Origin of the sequence: Algoriphagus aestuariicola, from assembly GCF_017254835.1 — a bacterium.
GTDB classification, from domain to species: domain Bacteria; phylum Bacteroidota; class Bacteroidia; order Cytophagales; family Cyclobacteriaceae; genus Algoriphagus; species Algoriphagus aestuariicola.
The window spans coordinates 348,009-364,300 of record NZ_JAFKCW010000003.1; the positions used below are offsets into that span (position 1 = coordinate 348,009).

The window sequence follows — 16,292 nt, forward strand, 5'->3', positions numbered from 1 at the left end:
GCATGAAGGAGATTAAGGTTAGCATCCGAAGTCAGGCGTTGGCAATTACCTGTGCCCTTTTCGCCCTCTTGATCAGCAAGTCAAGCATGGCCCAAGAGGAGCGAAAAGAAGAAAGAGAATTTACCAAAAAACAAAGTATCGCAATCGCCATCGGCCATACCCAAGTGGCCAAGGGATTTCAGGAAGGAAAAAAGAAATGGCTCTCTTTACCCAGCTGGGCTGTGGACTACACCTATCGCTTGAATCCAATCTGGAGCTTAGGCCTTCAAAACGAACTGATCCTTAGTGATTTCGAGGTGGAGTCAGAGGAAGGAAATGGACAAGTGATCACCCGGTCGACACCGCTTGCCAGCATCGCGGTGGTAGGCTACCGACCCTTGGAGTACCTCACCCTGTTTGCGGGTGCAGGCGGCGAGTTTGCAAAAGAAGAGGATTTCGCGGTGGTTAGGCTTGGAGTTGAGCCATCGATGGAGATCCGGGAAAGGCTCGAACTTTTGGCCAGCCTCGTATACGACTTCAAGATCGATGGGTACAACAGTTTCGGTCTGAGCGTAGGAGTGGCGTATACTTTTTAGCTTGTTCCGCAGAACAAAGGTTAATGCCGCAAAAAAAAAGCCGCTTCCAAGTTCTTGAAAGCGGCTTTTTTGTAGCCTAGCTAGGAATCGAACCTAGATCTAGCGTTTAGGAAACGCTTGTTCTATCCGTTGAACTACAAGGCCATAAGGGTTTGGAAGCGGCGTTTGTCAATCAAAGTTGATCCACGCCACGGATTTTCGAGCCGCAAGATAAAGGAATTCTGAAATTACAGGCAAATATTCTGGAGTCAACTTGTGCCTTTACAATGATTTACCCTATCTTTGCACTCCAAAATTAGGATGGACGGGTTCCATCCAATCACTTAATCTAAAAAATTATGTCCGTAAAAATCAGATTAGCACGTCGAGGCAGAAAAAAACAAGCCATCTATGACGTCGTTGTAGCTGATGCAAGAGCTCCACGAGATGGACGCTTCATCGAGAAAATCGGAACTTACAATCCGAACACAAACCCCGCTTCCATCAACATCAACAATGAGCGTGCTCTTACTTGGTTGTTGAATGGAGCTCAGCCGACTGATACCGTAAAAGCTATGCTTTCCTACCGAGGTATCATGCTGAAAAAACACCTTCAAATCGGTGTATTGAAAGGCGCTATCTCCCAAGAGCAAGCAGACGCTAAATTCGGTGCTTGGTTGGAAGAAAAAGACTCAAAAATCGCATCCAAGTCTGACAAGTTGGCTGCTGCCAAAGCTGATGTCCGTGCAAAAGCACAGGCTGCCGAAGCTGCTAAAAACCAAGCTCGTCTGGACGCTATCAAAGCAAGAGAAGAAGAAGCAAAGGCTGCTGCAGCCGCTGCCGAAGCTCCTGCCTCTGAAGAGGCCGCTCCTGAAGCTACTGCAGAAGGCGGAGAAGCTGAAGCTTAATAGAACCCTATTCCATGAACAAGGATCAGTGCTTTCAAATAGGCAGAATTGCCAAAGTTCATGGACTTCGTGGAGAAGTAAACGTAGTGCTCGACGTAGATTATCCTGAGGACTACGAAGGATTAGAGCACCTGTTCATCGAACAAAAAGGCCGATTGGTCCCCTTCTTTTTGGAGCACTTTGTGATCCAGCCGGGAGGAAAAGCCTTGGCGAAGTTTGAAGAGCTGGACACCATCGAGTCGGTGGAAAATATGGTCGGATCAGAAGCTTATCTTCCTCTGACCGAATTGCCCCAACTCGAAGAAGGTCAATACTACTTCCACGAGCTGGTTGGTTTTGAAGTCATAGATGAGACTTTGGGACTAATCGGACCAGTTCAGATCATCTACGATCTGGAAACACAGGATCTCCTCGGAGTGACCCACCAAGGAAAAGAAGTGCTGATCCCAATACAGGACGGCATCATTTCCAAAGTGGACAAGGCAGCAAAAAAAGTTTACTGCCAATTACCAGAAGGTTTACTTGACATTTATCTGGAAGACTGAGCCATGCACATTGATATCATCACTGTGGTGCCGGGATTACTGGAGGGACCTTTCTCCCACTCGATCTTAAAAAGAGCGGAGGACAAAGGCTTGGCCAGTGTAAAGGTGCATAACCTCAGGGACTATGCCACCGGCAAGCAAAACCAAGTCGATGACTATGCATTCGGAGGTGGAGCAGGGATGGTCATGATGATCGAGCCGATTGCTCGATGCATCGAGGCGCTTCAAAAGGAAAGAACGTATGATGAAATCATCTACATGACTCCTGATGGAGACACCTTTGATCAGCCCATGGCCAACTCGCTCTCGCTTAAGAAAAACCTCCTGATCCTCTGCGGTCACTATAAGGGGGTAGATCAGCGCGTGCGGGACAAGTTCATCACCCGGGAAATCAGCATTGGAGATTTCGTCCTTTCGGGAGGAGAATTGGCAGCAGCTGTAGTGGCTGATGCGATTATCCGGCTGATTCCGGGAGTTCTCAATGACGAGACTTCTGCCTTGACGGATTCCTTTCAGGATGGTCTTTTGGCACCACCCGTTTATACCCGGCCTGCAGAATATGAAGGAATGGGAGTACCGGAAGTGTTGCTTTCAGGCCATGAAGCCAAGATAAACGAGTGGAGATTTGAAGCATCGGTTCGCCGAACCAAGGAAAAACGTCCTGACCTGCTTGAGGGCAGCGGATGGGAGTAGGCGAGACAAGAGTTAAAAAAAGTAATTCATTTAAACCGCTGCGGCGGTGAACTGCGAAAGCATAAAATATAGAGCTATGAGCGATCTAATGAAAATTGTAGAAGCGGAATACAGCGAGGCGAGAGCCAAATTCCCTTCTTTCAAAGCCGGTGATACCATCAACGTACACGTACGTATCAAAGAAGGTAACAAGGAGCGTATCCAGCAGTTTCAGGGAACTGTGATCCAGCGCAAAAACCCGAACACTAACGGTGAAACCTTCACTGTACGTAAAATCTCCAACGGTGTAGGCGTAGAGCGTATCTTCCCAATCATTTCCCCAGCGATCGAGCAAATCGACGTATTGAGAGAAGGTAAAGTGAGAAGAGCTCGTCTGTTCTACTTGAGAGGTCGTCAGGGTAAAGCTGCCCGTATCAAGGAAAAAATCAGACCAAGACACTAAGATTGTCGCGTTCGATATCCTAAAAAGGAATCCAGAAATGGGTTCCTTTTTTTTGTTTTCGTTAAATTGGGAAAAAGATAATCTCCATGAACCCAACAATTTCCCTTTCTGACCCTGGAGCCCTTTTGGGCAAAACGTTCGTGAGAATCGGACAGGGGCTGTTGATATTCCTACTGCTTGGAAGTGCTTACATGGCCTATTTGGCCGCCGATGGTTTTTTTACCGGCTGGGATTGGGAATTTGATTCCGATTTGGCAGACCTCTTTCCCGGACAAAGTCCCGATGCTATAATATCTTACTTCTTTGTTGGTATTTGTGTCAAGCTTCTGCTTTTACTGGGGTTTTTGACTTGGCTCGGCCGTAAGATTTGACTTAATCTATGGCAAGGTTCTTTTTCCGAACCTGATGACACGGCCCTTAATCGACTTTTTGGGTGGGTATCGACCATATACAGGTCCAACTGGGCCCTATGACCAAAGTTTTGGACAGGAACACCACACGTGAGCAATGCTACATCTTATTGACAACTAGCCGTTTTTGACGGTATTTTCAATCTTCAATAACAAATATTTGCGGTCTAATCATTAGATTTAGCTAGCTTTTTTATTCCCACCTAAATTTTAATCTATGCTCAAAAAGATCTGTTTAGGGCTGGCGCTGATTGTTACCGGCCATTTTGCAAAAGCCCAAGAAGGAAAAATTGACTCAACCGCCATGATGATCTTGGACAAGATGAGCGGTCTGTTTGGAGAACTAAAGTCTGTGGGATTCACCAGCGAGGTAGCCAAGGACGTGGTATACTCCGAGGACTTCTTTATTAAGGAATTCGGATCCAGTAAGGTTAGGTTTTTGGGGCCAAACAAGTTCTCGGTCCGCATTTCCGGAGAGAAACAAGATGATCTGTATAGCTACAACGGCTCCCAGGTGGCCTACTACTCTTTTGCGAACAATCTATATGCGGTGGCAGATGCGCCGGATAATCTGATCGAAACCATTGATTGGTTATATGAGGATTTTGGAGTTGAACTGACTCTGGCAGACCTTTTTTATCCGTCTTTTTCCCAAGATTTTGCCGACAAAATGGACTACGTGGAATTTTTGGGAGTCATCCATATTGACGGCGTCCGTACATTCCATATTGGCGCCGCCAATGAAAATGCGACCTTCCAGTTCTGGATCTCTGACGATGGCTATTTTTTGCCAAAAAAAATCCTGATCACCTATATGGACGGGCCATATGCACACCAACATCAAACGGACTTTTACGATTGGGAATTGAACCAAGACCTTCCCGAATCGATTTTTGAATTTTTGCCTCCACCAAATGCCAAGCAAATCACGTGGATCAAAAAAAATTGACCAAGCTAAACAGAGACCTATGAAAACTTTCAATGTGAAAATCGGAATTCTGATGTTGGGTATTTTTGGGATGTTAATTTTTCCGGACCTCGCCGAAGCCCAACGGATGCGGGGGGCCGCCGCTGGTAGGGGGGCCGCAAGACCAACAACTACCAGAAGTGCGCCTCAAAGATCCACTGCCAGGCCCGCGTCGAGGCCTGCTACGGCCAACAGGCCTGCATCAAGACCTCAAGCCTCCCAATCAGACAGAAGAGCTTCCAATTCAAGCGCAAAAGCTACTTTGAATGGAGGCTCAAATAAACTCGTGCAAAAGCCAACTAACAACGGCAAAGTGGCCAGCGTGAAAGACAGAAATGTTGGTAACAACTCCGGGAACCGTGTCGGTAACAATTCCGGAAACCGTGTCGGCAACAACACCAACGTCGGCAATAGGGTAAATATCGACAATAGTAGAAACGTCAACATCAATGTACGAAACACCCGAAATGTAGCCTACCGACCTCCCTATCGCCCCTATCCTCGTCCTCCTGTAGTTTGGGGAGGCTATGGCTTCTCCTGTTTTAGACCATACTACTACCATCCTTATACGCCTTTCTACTGGGGACCTGCTTGGCATCCCTGGGGCTTCTTTGTGGCGGCGTTGGCTACCACGGCCATCATAGTCACCGTGGAAAACCAAAAATACCACTATGATGAAGGCGTCTTTTATACCGAATCCGACGGCGGATATGTCGTGGTAGAAGCACCGCAGGGCGCTACCGTAAAAGTGATTCCCAGCGAAGCCGAAACTGTACAAGTCAATGAAACGGTAAACAACTATTACTATGGAGGAACCTTTTACGAAAAAGAAGATGGAGGCTACACAGTCGTGCCTCCACCGGCTGGGGCGACCGTAGACCAGCTCCCAGAAGGAGCCGAAGAAGTAAAAGTTGGTGACCAAACCTATGTCAAGTATGGCGACACCTACTACCTACCCGTTCAGGTCGATGGGAAAAACGCCTATGAGATTGCCCAAGTCGAAGAGGTGGAACAATAGTTCCTTTAACCAAATCGTGTAATCATCCCTTTCACAGCAAACCAGAAAGACTTAGTCATAAAAAAGCGGTCCTTAGACCGCTTTTGCTGTTTCCATCTGGTTGATGATTTCCTCGTAGTCGAGTTTGTCCCAGTTCTCGGTGATGAGTGGATTTGCCATCACCTTGTTCATTATTGCTTCTTGGAGTTTGCCTTGTGCATAAGCCTCGGCATAGCCCATGTCGGAGAAGGTCACCATGGTATAGAGCGGAATCCATTCTTTTGGATAGAGCTCATGTAGCTTGGCTTCGATTTTTTTGCGGAGCAAAAACTTTGGATCACCTACAGAATCCCTCATTTCTTTGAAGTTTTCCATCGCAAGCTGGCATATGGCATCCGTGTCTGGCTTGCGCTTCTTCTGGAATTTTTCAAAGACCAGGTCCCAGGCGTTGGTGCCTAACTTTTCGATTAATCCATTGAGAATGTAGCAATCCTCAAAACCACAATTCATCCCCTGACCGTAAAACGGCACCATAGCATGGGAAGCATCCCCCAAAAGCAGGGCGTTTCCTTGTACCCAAGGGAAGCACTCAATATTGATCAGTGCAGCGGTTGGATTCTTGAAAAACTCAGTCTTCAGATCCGGCATCAGCTGGTATGCATCGTCAAAATAGGCCTTAAACATCGTTTCCAGATCCTTTTCGTCCCGGATTTTCTCAAAACAAACCTTTGACCCCTCGAAAGGCAAAAATAGCGTACAGGTGAAAGACTTGTCAGGGTTTGGCAGCGCTATCAACATAAACTTCCCGCGGGGCCAGATATGTAAAGCATTCGGGTCCATGGCAAACTCACCCTCAGCAGTTGCTGGGATCGTCAATTCCTTGTATCCATGCGGAATGAACTCCTGCTTGTAATTGAAGCGGATCTGCTTCTGCATTGCCATCCTCAGGGAAGAATAGGCTCCATCCGCTCCGATGACCACCTTGGGAAAAAGAGTTTTCTCACCCGTTGGAGTATCAAACGTCACCTGGTTGCTTTGGAAGTCCACACCAACGCACTTGTGCTCAAAGTGGACAGCAGCTCCCAGCCGCTCAGCCTCTTCGACCAGCATTTGGTTGAATTTGCCTCTGGAGATAGAGTAGATCGCCTGATTGGCATTGCCATAGGGGATAAAGCTGGTTTTGCCGTGCTCGTCGTGCACTTTTCTCCCATACATCGGGATAGCCAACGGTAGCACTTTGTCTTTCAAACCCACCTGTTCCAGACTTTTCCAACCTCTATGGCTTAGTGCCATATTGATGGATCTGCCGGCTTCGGAATAGGGGGTTTTACGCTTGTCTGGCCGCTTGTCGTAGACTGAGACATCCAGCCCTTGGCGCTTGAGGTATATGGCCATCAGACTGCCGATCAGACCGGCACCCAAGATGGTGATTTCGTTTTTTTTCATCGGATAAGTTTACCCACGCTTCTTTCAAGCGAATTTCTCCAAGGATTGTTCCAAAATCTGTGCAAATCGAAACACGTCCATGAAGCTGTTGTACAGCGGAGTAGGAGCAAGACGGATCACATTGGGATTTCTCCAGTCACCTACCACACCATGTTTATAAAACTCATCGAATACGGCTTTCCCTCCCCGATGAATCAGCAAAGATAACTGACAGCCTCTTTCCGCAGGGTTTTTTGGGGTAATAATTTCCAAAACCCCTGATTCTCCGCTGATTTCACGGATGAGAAACTCCAAGTAGGCGGTCAACTTTTCACTCTTTGCACGGAGATTTTCCATTCCCGCTTCCTGAAAAATGTCCAAAGATGCCTGATGCGCTGCCAAAGCCAAGACGTTATTGTTAGCCAGCTGCCAACCGTCGGCTCCAAACATCGGTATAAAGCCTTTTTCCATCTTGAATCGCTCCTCTTCGTCATGTCCCCACCAGCCCGCAAAACGGGGCAAATCGGCACGCTCGGCATAGCGCTCATGGACAAAAATACCCGAAACATTGCCTGGACCGGAGTTGAGATATTTGTAGCTGCACCAAGTGGCAAAATCCACATCCCATTCGTGGAGCTTCAAAACGGCGTTTCCAGCCGCATGAGCAAGGTCAAAACCCGCAACCGCGCCAACTTCATGCGCGGCGGCGGTGATTGCCTCCATATCAAAAAGCTGCCCGGTATAATATTGCAGTCCGGCCATATTGACCATAGCCAGGGAATCTCCTTGCTTTCTGATTTCAGCCAAAATATCCTCTGTGCGCAGGATATGCTCTCCCGGCCTGGGACTTAGTTCTACAAGCGCGTCAGCCGGATCCAAGCCATGAAACTTGATCTGGGATTCGAGCATGTATTGGTCTGAGGGAAAAGCTCCCGCTTCAACTATGATCTTGTACCGCTCTTCGCTCGGTCTATAAAACGAAACCATCAACAAATGAAGATTGACGGAAAGATTGTTCATCGCCACCACCTCATGTTCATGCGCACCAACTATCTCAGCCAGTGCCGGCTTGGATTTTTTGCGAATGTGAAACCAGGCATCTTCCCCATGGAAATGTCCGTCTACCGCCAGATCAGCCCAGTTGTTTAGCTCCCGCTCGAGGTGGTCTTTGACGGATTTGGGCTGAATACCCAGCGAGTTGCCGCAAAAATAGATGGCTTCCTTTCCATTTACTTTCGGAAAGTGAAATCGCGATCGGAAAGACGCCAAGGGGTCTTGAGCGTCCATGTGAAGGGCGAAGGATTCGGAATATTCAAAATTCATTTTTTGTTGGTCAACGGTCGACAGACTTCCGTCCTCGGCCCGTCATAAAATTCTTCAACCTTGATTATCAAACTCAAAACCATGCAATACCTGCTGTCAACAACCGTCGGTGGGCTATTGACATCGTCTATTTTTGCATAAAAGTCCCGCAAGCCTTGCAGGTCCTCAATTCATCATTGGACCAGAAGCGCTCCATGATCGGAGGAAGTTGGGACACGATGTCTGCGAGTTCTACATATTCCTCATACAGCTTTTCCCCGCAATTTTCGCAGTGCCAGATAAAGCCATCCATCTCACCAGGCTGGCGATAACGCTCGATCACCAGGCCAACCGTATTGGCCGGACGGCGCGGAGAATGAGGCACTTTTGCCGGAAGAAGGAAGATTTCTCCCTCCTTGATCTCGATGTCCTTGGGCTTTCCGTTCTCGATGATCTTCAGGACGATATCGCCTTCCAACTGGTAGAAAAACTCCTCACTCTCGTCGTAGTGGTAATCTTTGCGGCTATTGGGCCCGCCCACGACCATTACGATGAAGTCGCCGTTTCCTTTATACACCTGTTGGTTGCCGACAGGCGGCTTGAGCAGGTGGCGGTTGTCTTCGATCCACTGTTTGAAATTGAAGGGTTTTGCTACGGCCATGGTATGATTAGGTTTGAAAGGGGATTTGTGCCAAAGATAGGTATTGGGAGGAAAAACACGGAGTAGATTGTATGAAGTTAAATTTTTGCTCAGTTCTTTCTTGCTAGCATTTCCGCTTCCTGATGGTCTTTAACTTTAGAGTAATAAATGTCGCTCCTAAGCTCGTTCAGGTTCTTTTTTCTTCGTTCTTTTGGCTTGACCCAAAACCAAAAAGTCAAGATTCGCCAAAGCTCCCACCGCACGAGGCCGAACGCTGGCTCGCTGGCAAATCCTCCCTCCCGCCTATCCGAATTATGTTAGGTGCTACGCAGGTGAAACTTACTCCTTGATGGATAGCAAGAGCAAAAACGCGGTAGATATCGTTTTTTAAATTCTTGAATTTCCAGAAGTCGTTATTTTATTCCGGAAAACAATTGCGTTGGCTTGAGTCAATAGAGTCCTCATCTTGTTCCGAAATTAAAAATTCTAAGTCCATTTTGCCTTATTTTGCCTGAAAACCCATTCCCTTCATGAAGTATCCCATCGCCGATATGCATTGCGATTTATTGTCGTTTATGGCCAAAGTGCCCAATGCAGACCCTTTTGATTCCTCCCAAATTGCCTGTGCATTTCCCTGGATGGAAGCCGGTGGGATGAAAATGCAGGTCATGGCCATCTACACCGATGTCAATCCCGACAGCATGGATTTGGCAAGCAAGCAGGCTCGGATTTTTTCGGATTTACTTCAAAACGAGGCCGGTACCGTCACCAGGTTTGATTCGGAATACATTCAAAATCAGGACAATCAAGAGTCTATCGGGATCATCGCTTCGGTAGAAAACGCGGCTGGATTCGGACATGAAAATGCCACATGGCCCGAGATTTACGCTCAGTTTGACTCAATTGTCGATACAGTCGGGCAGCTGGCGTACATCAGTCTGACCCACCATACCGAAAATCGCTTTGGGGGAGGCAACTACACCGAAGGAATCGGACTAAAAGAGGACGGGAAAAGGCTGCTTGACTACATGGCGGGCAAGAGGATTCCGATCGATCTTTCCCATACTTCCGATTTGCTGGCCGAGGGGATTTTGAAACATATTGATCGCCATCACCTTCCGATTCCGGTCATTGCCAGCCATTCCAATTTCCGCACACTTTGGAATCACAAACGGAATCTGAGCGATGAATTTGCCCAGGAAATCATCAATCGAGGTGGGATTATCGGCGTAAATTTCCTTCGCGCATTCTTGGACACGGATGTTCCAGAGCGCTTGTACGAGCACTTGGAATACGGCACCAAACTGCGCGAAAATGCCATCTGTTTTGGAGCAGACTTCTTTTATACCCAAGATTTCCCCGACAAAAGCCGCCATCCTTTTTATTTCTCTTTGGCGGAAAACTCCAGCAAATACCCCGATATTCTGGAGCATCTGAACACGAGCTTGTCCGAGGTACAGCTTCGCAAAATGGCTTTCGAAAATGTCTTTAACTTTTATCAAAAACTCTGGAGCTGATGTCTAGCCATCATTTTGTCAAAGAACAACAGGAGCCCGCAGTCTTTATTTTGAGCACCGGAGGATTGGGCTTTGATGCCGTTTCGCCGCTTTTGGAATGGGTGCCGACGGTTATTGTCTGGCAGGAATGCTTGGACACAGTGCTAAGCTGGGGAATAAAAGTCGACGTGATCCTTGCGGAAGAGGCTTTTCAAAAGGAGAATATTCACCTTTTGGAGGAACAATATCCGGTGAGGTTTCTGACCGCCAACGCAGACAATTTCCTCCATGAAGGCCTGCAATACCTGCTGGCTTCCCAACACAAAGGAGCGCATTTGGTGGGCTTTGACCATTCCAAGCTAGAGACTTTGACTCCCGAGGCGGAACTCCTAGACCTGACCGTTTTGGACGACGGCTGGAAATACTATCCTGTCAAGACCAGAGAATTCAAAAAGTGGTTTGTGGCTTCGACTATCCGCATCCTCGGAAGGGAAGGTATGCCTTTGGAGGTCGCCAATTCGGATGGCAAACTTTTTCTGCCACTTTTCTATTTGACCCAACTGGAAGTACCCGAGGGCATCACCGAGATCAAGGGAGCGGATTTATTTTGGGTGGGGGAAGAGGTTTGAGGCAAAGGAAAAATTAGGTTGACATTTAAGTTATTTTGGACCCTCTTTCACTTCGGGATAACCAAAGGAAAAAGGAAGACCTTTGCCTTCCTTTCTTGTTCTATGGATAAAGATCGCGTGGTTCCTCGCGATGACGGTTACTCCCTCACCCAGCTTACTTTTTCAGCCATTGAATCTCTTTTGCCTTCCGGCCAGTTGTCAGAAGCTGGCTTGGCAACGTAGAAAAAGCCCATCAGCATATCCTCCCCTTCCAAACCGAAATCTTCTCTAGCTTCTGGCCAGAAAGTCGGCCCGCCGGTACCCCAGTAGCAGGCCAAGCCATGCGCGCAAGCTGTCAGGTACATGTTCTGAACCGCCATGGCAGTTGCAGCGATCTCCTCCATTACCGGAATGCCTGAACCTTCTGTTCTCTTCATAACGATAGCGATCACATGGGAAGCCTTCAAGGGTTGTTCCTTGAATTTCTGGTAGGTTGCTTCGATAAAGTTGGTGCCGTTTTTCTCCGCTCTGTACTTGTAAAGTTCAGCCTGATAGTCGGCAAATTTCTTTATTCCAGCCCCGGCGTAGACGATGAATCTCCAAGGTTGGGTGAGCTTGTGGGTAGGCGCCCAGCTTGCGTTTTCGAGGATTTCCTCGATGATGGAGTCCTCCACCGGATCGTTTTCCTTATACTGTGCGGCAAATTGGGAACGGCGTCCCCGGATAATCTTATTGACTTCTGCGATGTTGAAATCGGGTCTTTGCATGTTTGTCTTAAAATGTATTATTCGATCAATTGATTTTTTGCGCTGGAAGTTCGCTCTAGGTCTAAAAACCTGACTCGATTTTTAGAATGCCTTCTTGCTCATGGGACAAAAAGTCGAGAATCTCATTTTTCCTCGACAAAAGTATTTGAGCTATATGATTGGTGGAAGAGTTACCCAAACGAAACCAAACCACTTTAGGCGGAGATTTTAGAAGAATGGAAAGATCCACGAAGTCAGAATCGAAACTCGCGATGGCAAATCCGTTTTCTTTTGCCCAATTCCAAATCTCTCGATCCGTTTTTCCTTCTAAGCCCACCTCTCTAACCTGCTTGCAACCCGGAAAGTCTGCAGAAAACGCTTTTAGGATTCGATAGGAAATATTTTGATCAAAAAGTAAAGGCATATCGCTGGCTAAGCATACTTCAACTTCTGCTCTTTGTCGGCGGCATAGGCGAGGCAGGCTCGGACATGTTCTTCGCTCAGCTCCGGAAAGTCTTCCAAAATCTCCTCCACACTCATTCCGGATGCCATCCAACCCAAAACATCGGAAACGGTGATCCTACTTCCAATGAGATAAGGTTTTCCAAACCGGATATTGGGATCAATGGCGATATATTTTGAATAGTCCATGGGGGAATTTACGAATATTTCATCCAAATGATTTCTAATGGGACGGGACAATCCAAGCCGGCAGTTTTCCAGTTCTTGAGCTCCAACCAAGCGTCACCCAGCCTAGTAATTCCAACCTAGCTTCACACCCCCATACCAGTTGCGGGTCGGAGCGGGCTGATAGTATCTCCCACCAAATGCGTTGAGGTCATTGCCGAGGGAGTAGCTTTCATCCAAGAGATTGTCCACTCCGGCGAAAAGCTCCAAATCCCACTGTCCCAGATTTTTCACCCAGCCAAACCTCAGATTTACCAGGTTGTAGGCATCTTGATAGACGGTATTGGCATCGTTGAGTGGAATTTCGTCCGTGAATTGATGGGTCAGGTTCAAATAAATTCCCGGACGGGAACGGATATCGAGCCGGCTTACCAGATTGTTCGGCGGTACGCCGGTTAGGTCATTTCCTGAGAAATCGTTGTCCTGTTTTTGGTAGTCGTTGAATGTAAAAAACTGTCCCGTATAGGCAGTTCCCAGCAGCAAGTCCTTAAAGAATCCCAAGCCATTTCTCAGCAAGGCGTAATCCACAGAGGCTTCAATCCCCTTTTGATCAGTGGAACCTGCGTTTCGGAAGAGCACCACGCCATTTTCATTGGTGTAGGTGGTAATGGTCTGGTCGAGTTTAAGATAGTAGGCAATCAACTCAAGATTGATTTTTTCCTTTCCAAGTCTATAGCCCAATTCAAAGTTGGTGCCCTTCTCCGCTTCAAGATCCAGATTGACACTGCCCTCGTTGGTACGAACCTCGTCTATGGTCGGAGGAGAAAATCCCCCGCTGACAGAGCCATAAACCGAACTGAAGGAATTCAGCCTGTAATTCAGCGCAACGCGCGGCACGATTTCAGGATCGAAAGTTCGCTTCTGTAGTCCCGTTGCCCCACCGGAAGCGTCGATTTGACGATCTATCTCATAGCCTGAGAAGTTTTCGCTCAAACCTAATGTGAAAAGCAGCTCCTCTGTGAGATTCCACTCAGCCTGCTGAAAAAGGAAACCTTGGTAAGCTCGGAGCTTGTCCGCAAAGCGAACGGTATCTGCGACACCTTCGCGATTCCCAAAATTCTGGGCGTTCGTCAAGCTGTTTTGGTATTCTCCACCTGCAACTAAGCGAAAGGACTTCCCTGCCAACTTTCCGTCGTAAATGAATTTGGTTCGCAACCCGTATCCGAAACCCAGTTCTTTCTTGTAGTCAAGAATGAAGGGATTTTCAAAGTCATTCGTGTTTAGATAGACCGTGGTATTGTTACTCGCTTTCTCTGAAAAGCGATACAGATGCCCCAAGGAAAGCAAAAGTGCTTGCTGAGAAATGGAGCTGTTTTGGGCGACAGAACCTGGGCGAGCCTGAGTCGGATCCGCCGCTAACTGGTCGGCATTCAGCGCTCCGGGGATCTGATAATCTAGATCCGACACCAGCAATTGGGTGCGGATTTCCTGCTTGTCTGATACAGGGAAAAAGCCCCCCAACTGAAATACTTGTCTATCCACCGCCGAGTGCTCCCGATAGCCATCCGATTTCTGCGAAACGAAAGAAGCTTCAATTCCGCCATCACCGACCTGCTGGGAAAGGCTCAAACGATACTTTGAAAGCCCAAAGTCACCAGCCAGAAAGTCCGCCGATACCCGATTTCCAGAAATGTTTGGCTGACTGAAAAGTGAAATTGCCCCGCCATTTCCCGCACCGTAGATACTCCCAGACGGACCTTTTACTACTTCCGAAGACCGGATATTCGCCAAATCGAGCAAATTCAGAGCGGTCGTACCGTCTGGCGCGGTGAAGGGGACTTCATTCCAATAGACTTTGACATTGCGTACCCCGAACGGCGATCGCAGCGAACTTCCCCTAATCGAAACCCGGTAGCTGGCGGGAGCGCGCTCTTCGATGCGAACACCGGCCTTTTGGTTGAAAGCATTCACCGGGGAGATCTCGTTAAATCTTCCGAAGTCGCGTTCCGTCACTTGCACGACGGCTGCCGATTGCTGCAAAAGCGGGCGCTCGCTCTCAAAGGCTGTCACCGTCACTGCGCCTAGATTCATGACAGCTGGCGTCAGTTTGACTTCATTTTCTCCCGACCCGAAAAGCTTTTCCAAAGATTCATAGCCTTCCAAAGTGAAAGAAATTCTGAGCTTATCCCCCGGAAACACGACCGTTCCAGATGCATTTGTCCTTTGAATCGTACCCTCTTCAGCTCTCACTCGCACGTTTTCCAATGGAAGCCCCGTGATCTGGTCAACAACCCTGACTTGGATTTGAGCCTGAGCAACCAAGCTGATCAAGCAAAACAAAAAGAAGAAAATCTTTTTCATGTGGGAAATTAAGACGAAAGCCGAAGATAGTGGATTGAATATTTTTCAGCGGCCTAATCTGGCTTTAAACCCATTTTGGAAGAAAAACAGTAAGAGCACAAATTGATTGGCCTATCTCTCTGTTTGCTTGGAAATAACGATTTAAAAAAATACTTTTTGCAAAGGCAACTATGGAACTACCTTCCTAGCAGTTCAGCCAAAGAGGCATTCAAAATATAAATTTCGCTATACCACCTTCCCAAATAACCATGAAACGCCTTCTATTCGCATTCTTTTTTCCCTTGGCGCTGTCCTTTAGCCTAGCCTGTGACGCGCAGATGATGTCCAATCGGGACAAAAACGGTGACATTCCTTTCAAAAAAACAATACTCTTCGACGACTTCGTTTCTGAAGGAGTCGCCGTGGGAGACGTGAACCAAGACGGGAAAATCGACGTGTTGGCCGGGCCTTTTTGGTTTGAAGCTCCAACTTGGACTAAACATGAAATCTACGAACCTAAACTCTATGTGGCGGAAAAGGAATGGAGCAATTCCATGCTGAATTTTGCCCTGGACGTGAACCATGACGGCTGGGTAGATCTGATTAGGGTGGATTTTCCCGGAAAGGCGGTCTATTGGCATGAAAACCCAAAAGGCAAAAACCAACTTTGGCAGGTGCACATGATCCATGAGACCGTGGGAAATGAATCGCCCAATTTTGTCGATATGGATGGAGATGGGCGAAAGGACATCCTTTGCGGAGATGTGGCAAACAAGCAAATGATTTGGCTTAAGGCGCCAGTTTCCGCTGGAGATTTGGCTTGGAAAAAGTATACGATAAGTCGTCCTGGTACTCCTGGATCCGAAAACTTTTCACACGGACTGGGATATTCAGATATCAATGGGGACGGAAAACCTGATGTAATCGTGCGTGAGGGCTGGTGGGAAAATCCAGGAAATCCGACACAATCCGACTGGAAGTGGCACCCCTCGAATTTGGGCGAGCCGGCTTCCCACATGTATGCAGCCGATTTCAACCAAGATGGATTTGCAGATGTCTTTGCCGCCTCCGCTCATGAGCGGGGCATTTGGTGGTATGAAAGCAAAGGGGATGGGAGCAACGAAAATTTTATCCGGCATATCCTGACAGAGGAGATGTCAGAAACTCATGCCGTCGCCTTCGAGGATGTGAACGGAGACGGCAAGAAAGACTTTATTACCGGAAAGCGCTATTACGCTCACATGCGGGAAGGTACTGGGGCCTTGGAACCAGCCTATTTGTATTGGTTTGAGTATATACCGGACAAGAATCCGCGATGGCTGGCGCATCAGATCGACGACAACTCCGGAGTTGGACTCAATGTCGTTGCCGAGGACATTAATGGCGATGGCCTCTTGGATGTGGTGATCGCGAACAAAAAGGGGATTTTCGTTTTTGAGCAAATCGATTGAATAATTGATCTTCCCCCGCAAGACTGACGTCAGGAGACTTCGATGTCGAAGGTTCAGAACGGATTGACAAATTCCTCCATTTTCTTATTATTTACAAAAACCCTTAGGAACTTCCTGTAATTTTTTCTTTATAATACCATT

The 16,292-nt window shown here is 47.6% G+C and carries 18 protein-coding genes and 1 tRNA gene; 11 read left to right on the forward strand and 8 right to left on the reverse strand.

Annotation, left to right across the window (positions count from 1 at the left end; genetic code table 11):
- Positions 1–2: 2 nt before the first annotated feature.
- Positions 3–575: a hypothetical protein gene (locus J0A67_RS14120; RefSeq protein ID WP_206570008.1), complete on the forward strand. Its 573-nt coding sequence runs from the start codon at positions 3–5 to the stop codon at positions 573–575.
- Positions 576–647: 72 nt separating this feature from the next.
- Here J0A67_RS14120 and J0A67_RS14125 read toward each other — a convergent pair.
- A tRNA-Arg gene (locus J0A67_RS14125) sits at positions 648–719 on the reverse strand.
- A 194-nt stretch (positions 720–913) separates the two neighbouring features.
- On the opposite strand from J0A67_RS14125, the gene J0A67_RS14130 reads away from it, so the two are divergent.
- The 7 genes from J0A67_RS14130 to J0A67_RS14160 all read left to right on the forward strand — a co-directional run bounded on the left by J0A67_RS14130 (position 914) and on the right by J0A67_RS14160 (position 5,537).
- The gene (locus J0A67_RS14130) at positions 914–1,462 is read left to right on the forward strand and encodes a 30S ribosomal protein S16 (RefSeq protein WP_206570009.1); all 549 of its coding nucleotides are present in this window, start codon (positions 914–916) and stop codon (positions 1,460–1,462) included.
- A 14-nt stretch (positions 1,463–1,476) separates the two neighbouring features.
- Positions 1,477–2,007 (forward strand): ribosome maturation factor RimM, encoded by a 531-nt coding sequence (gene rimM / locus J0A67_RS14135; RefSeq protein WP_206570010.1) that lies wholly within the window; start codon positions 1,477–1,479, stop codon positions 2,005–2,007.
- 3 nt (positions 2,008–2,010) lie between these two features.
- Positions 2,011–2,700 (forward strand): tRNA (guanosine(37)-N1)-methyltransferase TrmD, encoded by a 690-nt coding sequence (gene trmD, locus J0A67_RS14140; protein ID WP_206570011.1) that lies wholly within the window; start codon positions 2,011–2,013, stop codon positions 2,698–2,700.
- A 76-nt stretch (positions 2,701–2,776) separates the two neighbouring features.
- Entirely contained in the window at positions 2,777–3,142 is a 366-nt protein-coding gene (gene rplS / locus J0A67_RS14145; protein WP_206570012.1) for a 50S ribosomal protein L19, read from the forward strand.
- A gap of 86 nt (positions 3,143–3,228) precedes the next feature.
- Entirely contained in the window at positions 3,229–3,513 is a 285-nt protein-coding gene (locus J0A67_RS14150; RefSeq protein ID WP_206570013.1) for a hypothetical protein, read from the forward strand.
- Between the two features lie 256 nt (positions 3,514–3,769).
- A complete protein-coding gene (locus J0A67_RS14155; protein ID WP_206570014.1) occupies positions 3,770–4,501 on the forward strand; it encodes a DUF2092 domain-containing protein in 732 nt (243 codons plus the stop codon).
- 19 nt (positions 4,502–4,520) lie between these two features.
- On the forward strand, positions 4,521–5,537 hold the full coding sequence (locus J0A67_RS14160) for a DUF6515 family protein (RefSeq protein ID WP_206570015.1): 1,017 nt from the start codon (positions 4,521–4,523) through the stop codon (positions 5,535–5,537).
- Positions 5,538–5,609: 72 nt separating this feature from the next.
- On the opposite strand, the gene J0A67_RS14165 is transcribed toward J0A67_RS14160, so the two are convergent.
- The 3 genes from J0A67_RS14165 to J0A67_RS14175 all read right to left on the reverse strand — a co-directional run bounded on the left by J0A67_RS14165 (position 5,610) and on the right by J0A67_RS14175 (position 8,904).
- On the reverse strand, positions 5,610–6,962 hold the full coding sequence (locus J0A67_RS14165) for an FAD-dependent oxidoreductase (protein WP_206570016.1): 1,353 nt from the start codon (positions 6,960–6,962) through the stop codon (positions 5,610–5,612).
- A gap of 24 nt (positions 6,963–6,986) precedes the next feature.
- Complete coding sequence (kynU, locus tag J0A67_RS14170; RefSeq protein ID WP_206570017.1) at positions 6,987–8,264, reverse strand: kynureninase; 1,278 nt, start codon at positions 8,262–8,264, stop codon at positions 6,987–6,989.
- A 127-nt stretch (positions 8,265–8,391) separates the two neighbouring features.
- On the reverse strand, positions 8,392–8,904 hold the full coding sequence (locus J0A67_RS14175; protein ID WP_206570018.1) for a 3-hydroxyanthranilate 3,4-dioxygenase: 513 nt from the start codon (positions 8,902–8,904) through the stop codon (positions 8,392–8,394).
- Between the two features lie 509 nt (positions 8,905–9,413).
- Between J0A67_RS14175 and J0A67_RS14180 the strand changes: the two genes are divergently transcribed.
- A complete protein-coding gene (locus J0A67_RS14180; protein WP_206570019.1) occupies positions 9,414–10,400 on the forward strand; it encodes a dipeptidase in 987 nt (328 codons plus the stop codon).
- Positions 10,400–11,008 (forward strand): thiamine pyrophosphokinase, encoded by a 609-nt coding sequence (locus tag J0A67_RS14185; RefSeq protein WP_206570020.1) that lies wholly within the window; start codon positions 10,400–10,402, stop codon positions 11,006–11,008. The genes J0A67_RS14180 and J0A67_RS14185 overlap by 1 nt, the downstream gene beginning before the upstream one ends.
- A 137-nt stretch (positions 11,009–11,145) precedes the next feature.
- On the opposite strand, the gene J0A67_RS14190 is transcribed toward J0A67_RS14185, so the two are convergent.
- From J0A67_RS14190 to J0A67_RS14205, 4 genes are all read right to left on the reverse strand, one after another.
- Positions 11,146–11,754, reverse strand: a complete 609-nt coding sequence (locus J0A67_RS14190) for a nitroreductase family protein (protein WP_206570021.1) — start codon at positions 11,752–11,754, stop codon at positions 11,146–11,148.
- Positions 11,755–11,815: 61 nt separating this feature from the next.
- The gene (locus J0A67_RS14195) at positions 11,816–12,157 is read right to left on the reverse strand and encodes a DUF5615 family PIN-like protein (RefSeq protein WP_206570022.1); all 342 of its coding nucleotides are present in this window, start codon (positions 12,155–12,157) and stop codon (positions 11,816–11,818) included.
- An 8-nt stretch (positions 12,158–12,165) separates the two neighbouring features.
- On the reverse strand, positions 12,166–12,384 hold the full coding sequence (locus J0A67_RS14200; protein WP_206570023.1) for a DUF433 domain-containing protein: 219 nt from the start codon (positions 12,382–12,384) through the stop codon (positions 12,166–12,168).
- A gap of 102 nt (positions 12,385–12,486) precedes the next feature.
- Complete coding sequence (locus J0A67_RS14205) at positions 12,487–14,721, reverse strand: TonB-dependent receptor family protein (RefSeq protein ID WP_206570024.1); 2,235 nt, start codon at positions 14,719–14,721, stop codon at positions 12,487–12,489.
- 248 nt (positions 14,722–14,969) lie between these two features.
- On the opposite strand from J0A67_RS14205, the gene J0A67_RS14210 reads away from it, so the two are divergent.
- Positions 14,970–16,151: an FG-GAP repeat domain-containing protein gene (locus tag J0A67_RS14210; protein WP_206570025.1), complete on the forward strand. Its 1,182-nt coding sequence runs from the start codon at positions 14,970–14,972 to the stop codon at positions 16,149–16,151.
- Positions 16,152–16,292: the final 141 nt, after the last annotated feature.

What these genes read in the sequence shown, in the direction of transcription:
- J0A67_RS14150 (WP_206570013.1), top strand. Translation starts at nt 3,229, where the DNA reads ATGAACCCAACAATTTCCCTTTCTGACCCTGGAGCCCTTTTGGGCAAA.
- J0A67_RS14185 (WP_206570020.1), top strand. Translation starts at nt 10,400, where the DNA reads ATGTCTAGCCATCATTTTGTCAAAGAACAACAGGAGCCCGCAGTCTTT.
- J0A67_RS14155 (WP_206570014.1), top strand. Translation starts at nt 3,770, where the DNA reads ATGCTCAAAAAGATCTGTTTAGGGCTGGCGCTGATTGTTACCGGCCAT.
- J0A67_RS14180 (WP_206570019.1), top strand. Translation starts at nt 9,414, where the DNA reads ATGAAGTATCCCATCGCCGATATGCATTGCGATTTATTGTCGTTTATG.
- J0A67_RS14120 (WP_206570008.1), top strand. Translation starts at nt 3, where the DNA reads ATGAAGGAGATTAAGGTTAGCATCCGAAGTCAGGCGTTGGCAATTACC.
- J0A67_RS14205 (WP_206570024.1), bottom strand. Translation starts at nt 14,721, where the DNA reads ATGAAAAAGATTTTCTTCTTTTTGTTTTGCTTGATCAGCTTGGTTGCT.
- J0A67_RS14130 (WP_206570009.1), top strand. Translation starts at nt 914, where the DNA reads ATGTCCGTAAAAATCAGATTAGCACGTCGAGGCAGAAAAAAACAAGCC.
- J0A67_RS14200 (WP_206570023.1), bottom strand. Translation starts at nt 12,384, where the DNA reads ATGGACTATTCAAAATATATCGCCATTGATCCCAATATCCGGTTTGGA.
- J0A67_RS14175 (WP_206570018.1), bottom strand. Translation starts at nt 8,904, where the DNA reads ATGGCCGTAGCAAAACCCTTCAATTTCAAACAGTGGATCGAAGACAAC.
- J0A67_RS14190 (WP_206570021.1), bottom strand. Translation starts at nt 11,754, where the DNA reads ATGCAAAGACCCGATTTCAACATCGCAGAAGTCAATAAGATTATCCGG.
- J0A67_RS14195 (WP_206570022.1), bottom strand. Translation starts at nt 12,157, where the DNA reads ATGCCTTTACTTTTTGATCAAAATATTTCCTATCGAATCCTAAAAGCG.
- kynU (WP_206570017.1), bottom strand. Translation starts at nt 8,264, where the DNA reads ATGAATTTTGAATATTCCGAATCCTTCGCCCTTCACATGGACGCTCAA.
- J0A67_RS14160 (WP_206570015.1), top strand. Translation starts at nt 4,521, where the DNA reads ATGAAAACTTTCAATGTGAAAATCGGAATTCTGATGTTGGGTATTTTT.
- trmD (WP_206570011.1), top strand. Translation starts at nt 2,011, where the DNA reads ATGCACATTGATATCATCACTGTGGTGCCGGGATTACTGGAGGGACCT.
- rimM (WP_206570010.1), top strand. Translation starts at nt 1,477, where the DNA reads ATGAACAAGGATCAGTGCTTTCAAATAGGCAGAATTGCCAAAGTTCAT.
- J0A67_RS14165 (WP_206570016.1), bottom strand. Translation starts at nt 6,962, where the DNA reads ATGAAAAAAAACGAAATCACCATCTTGGGTGCCGGTCTGATCGGCAGT.
- rplS (WP_206570012.1), top strand. Translation starts at nt 2,777, where the DNA reads ATGAGCGATCTAATGAAAATTGTAGAAGCGGAATACAGCGAGGCGAGA.
- J0A67_RS14210 (WP_206570025.1), top strand. Translation starts at nt 14,970, where the DNA reads ATGAAACGCCTTCTATTCGCATTCTTTTTTCCCTTGGCGCTGTCCTTT.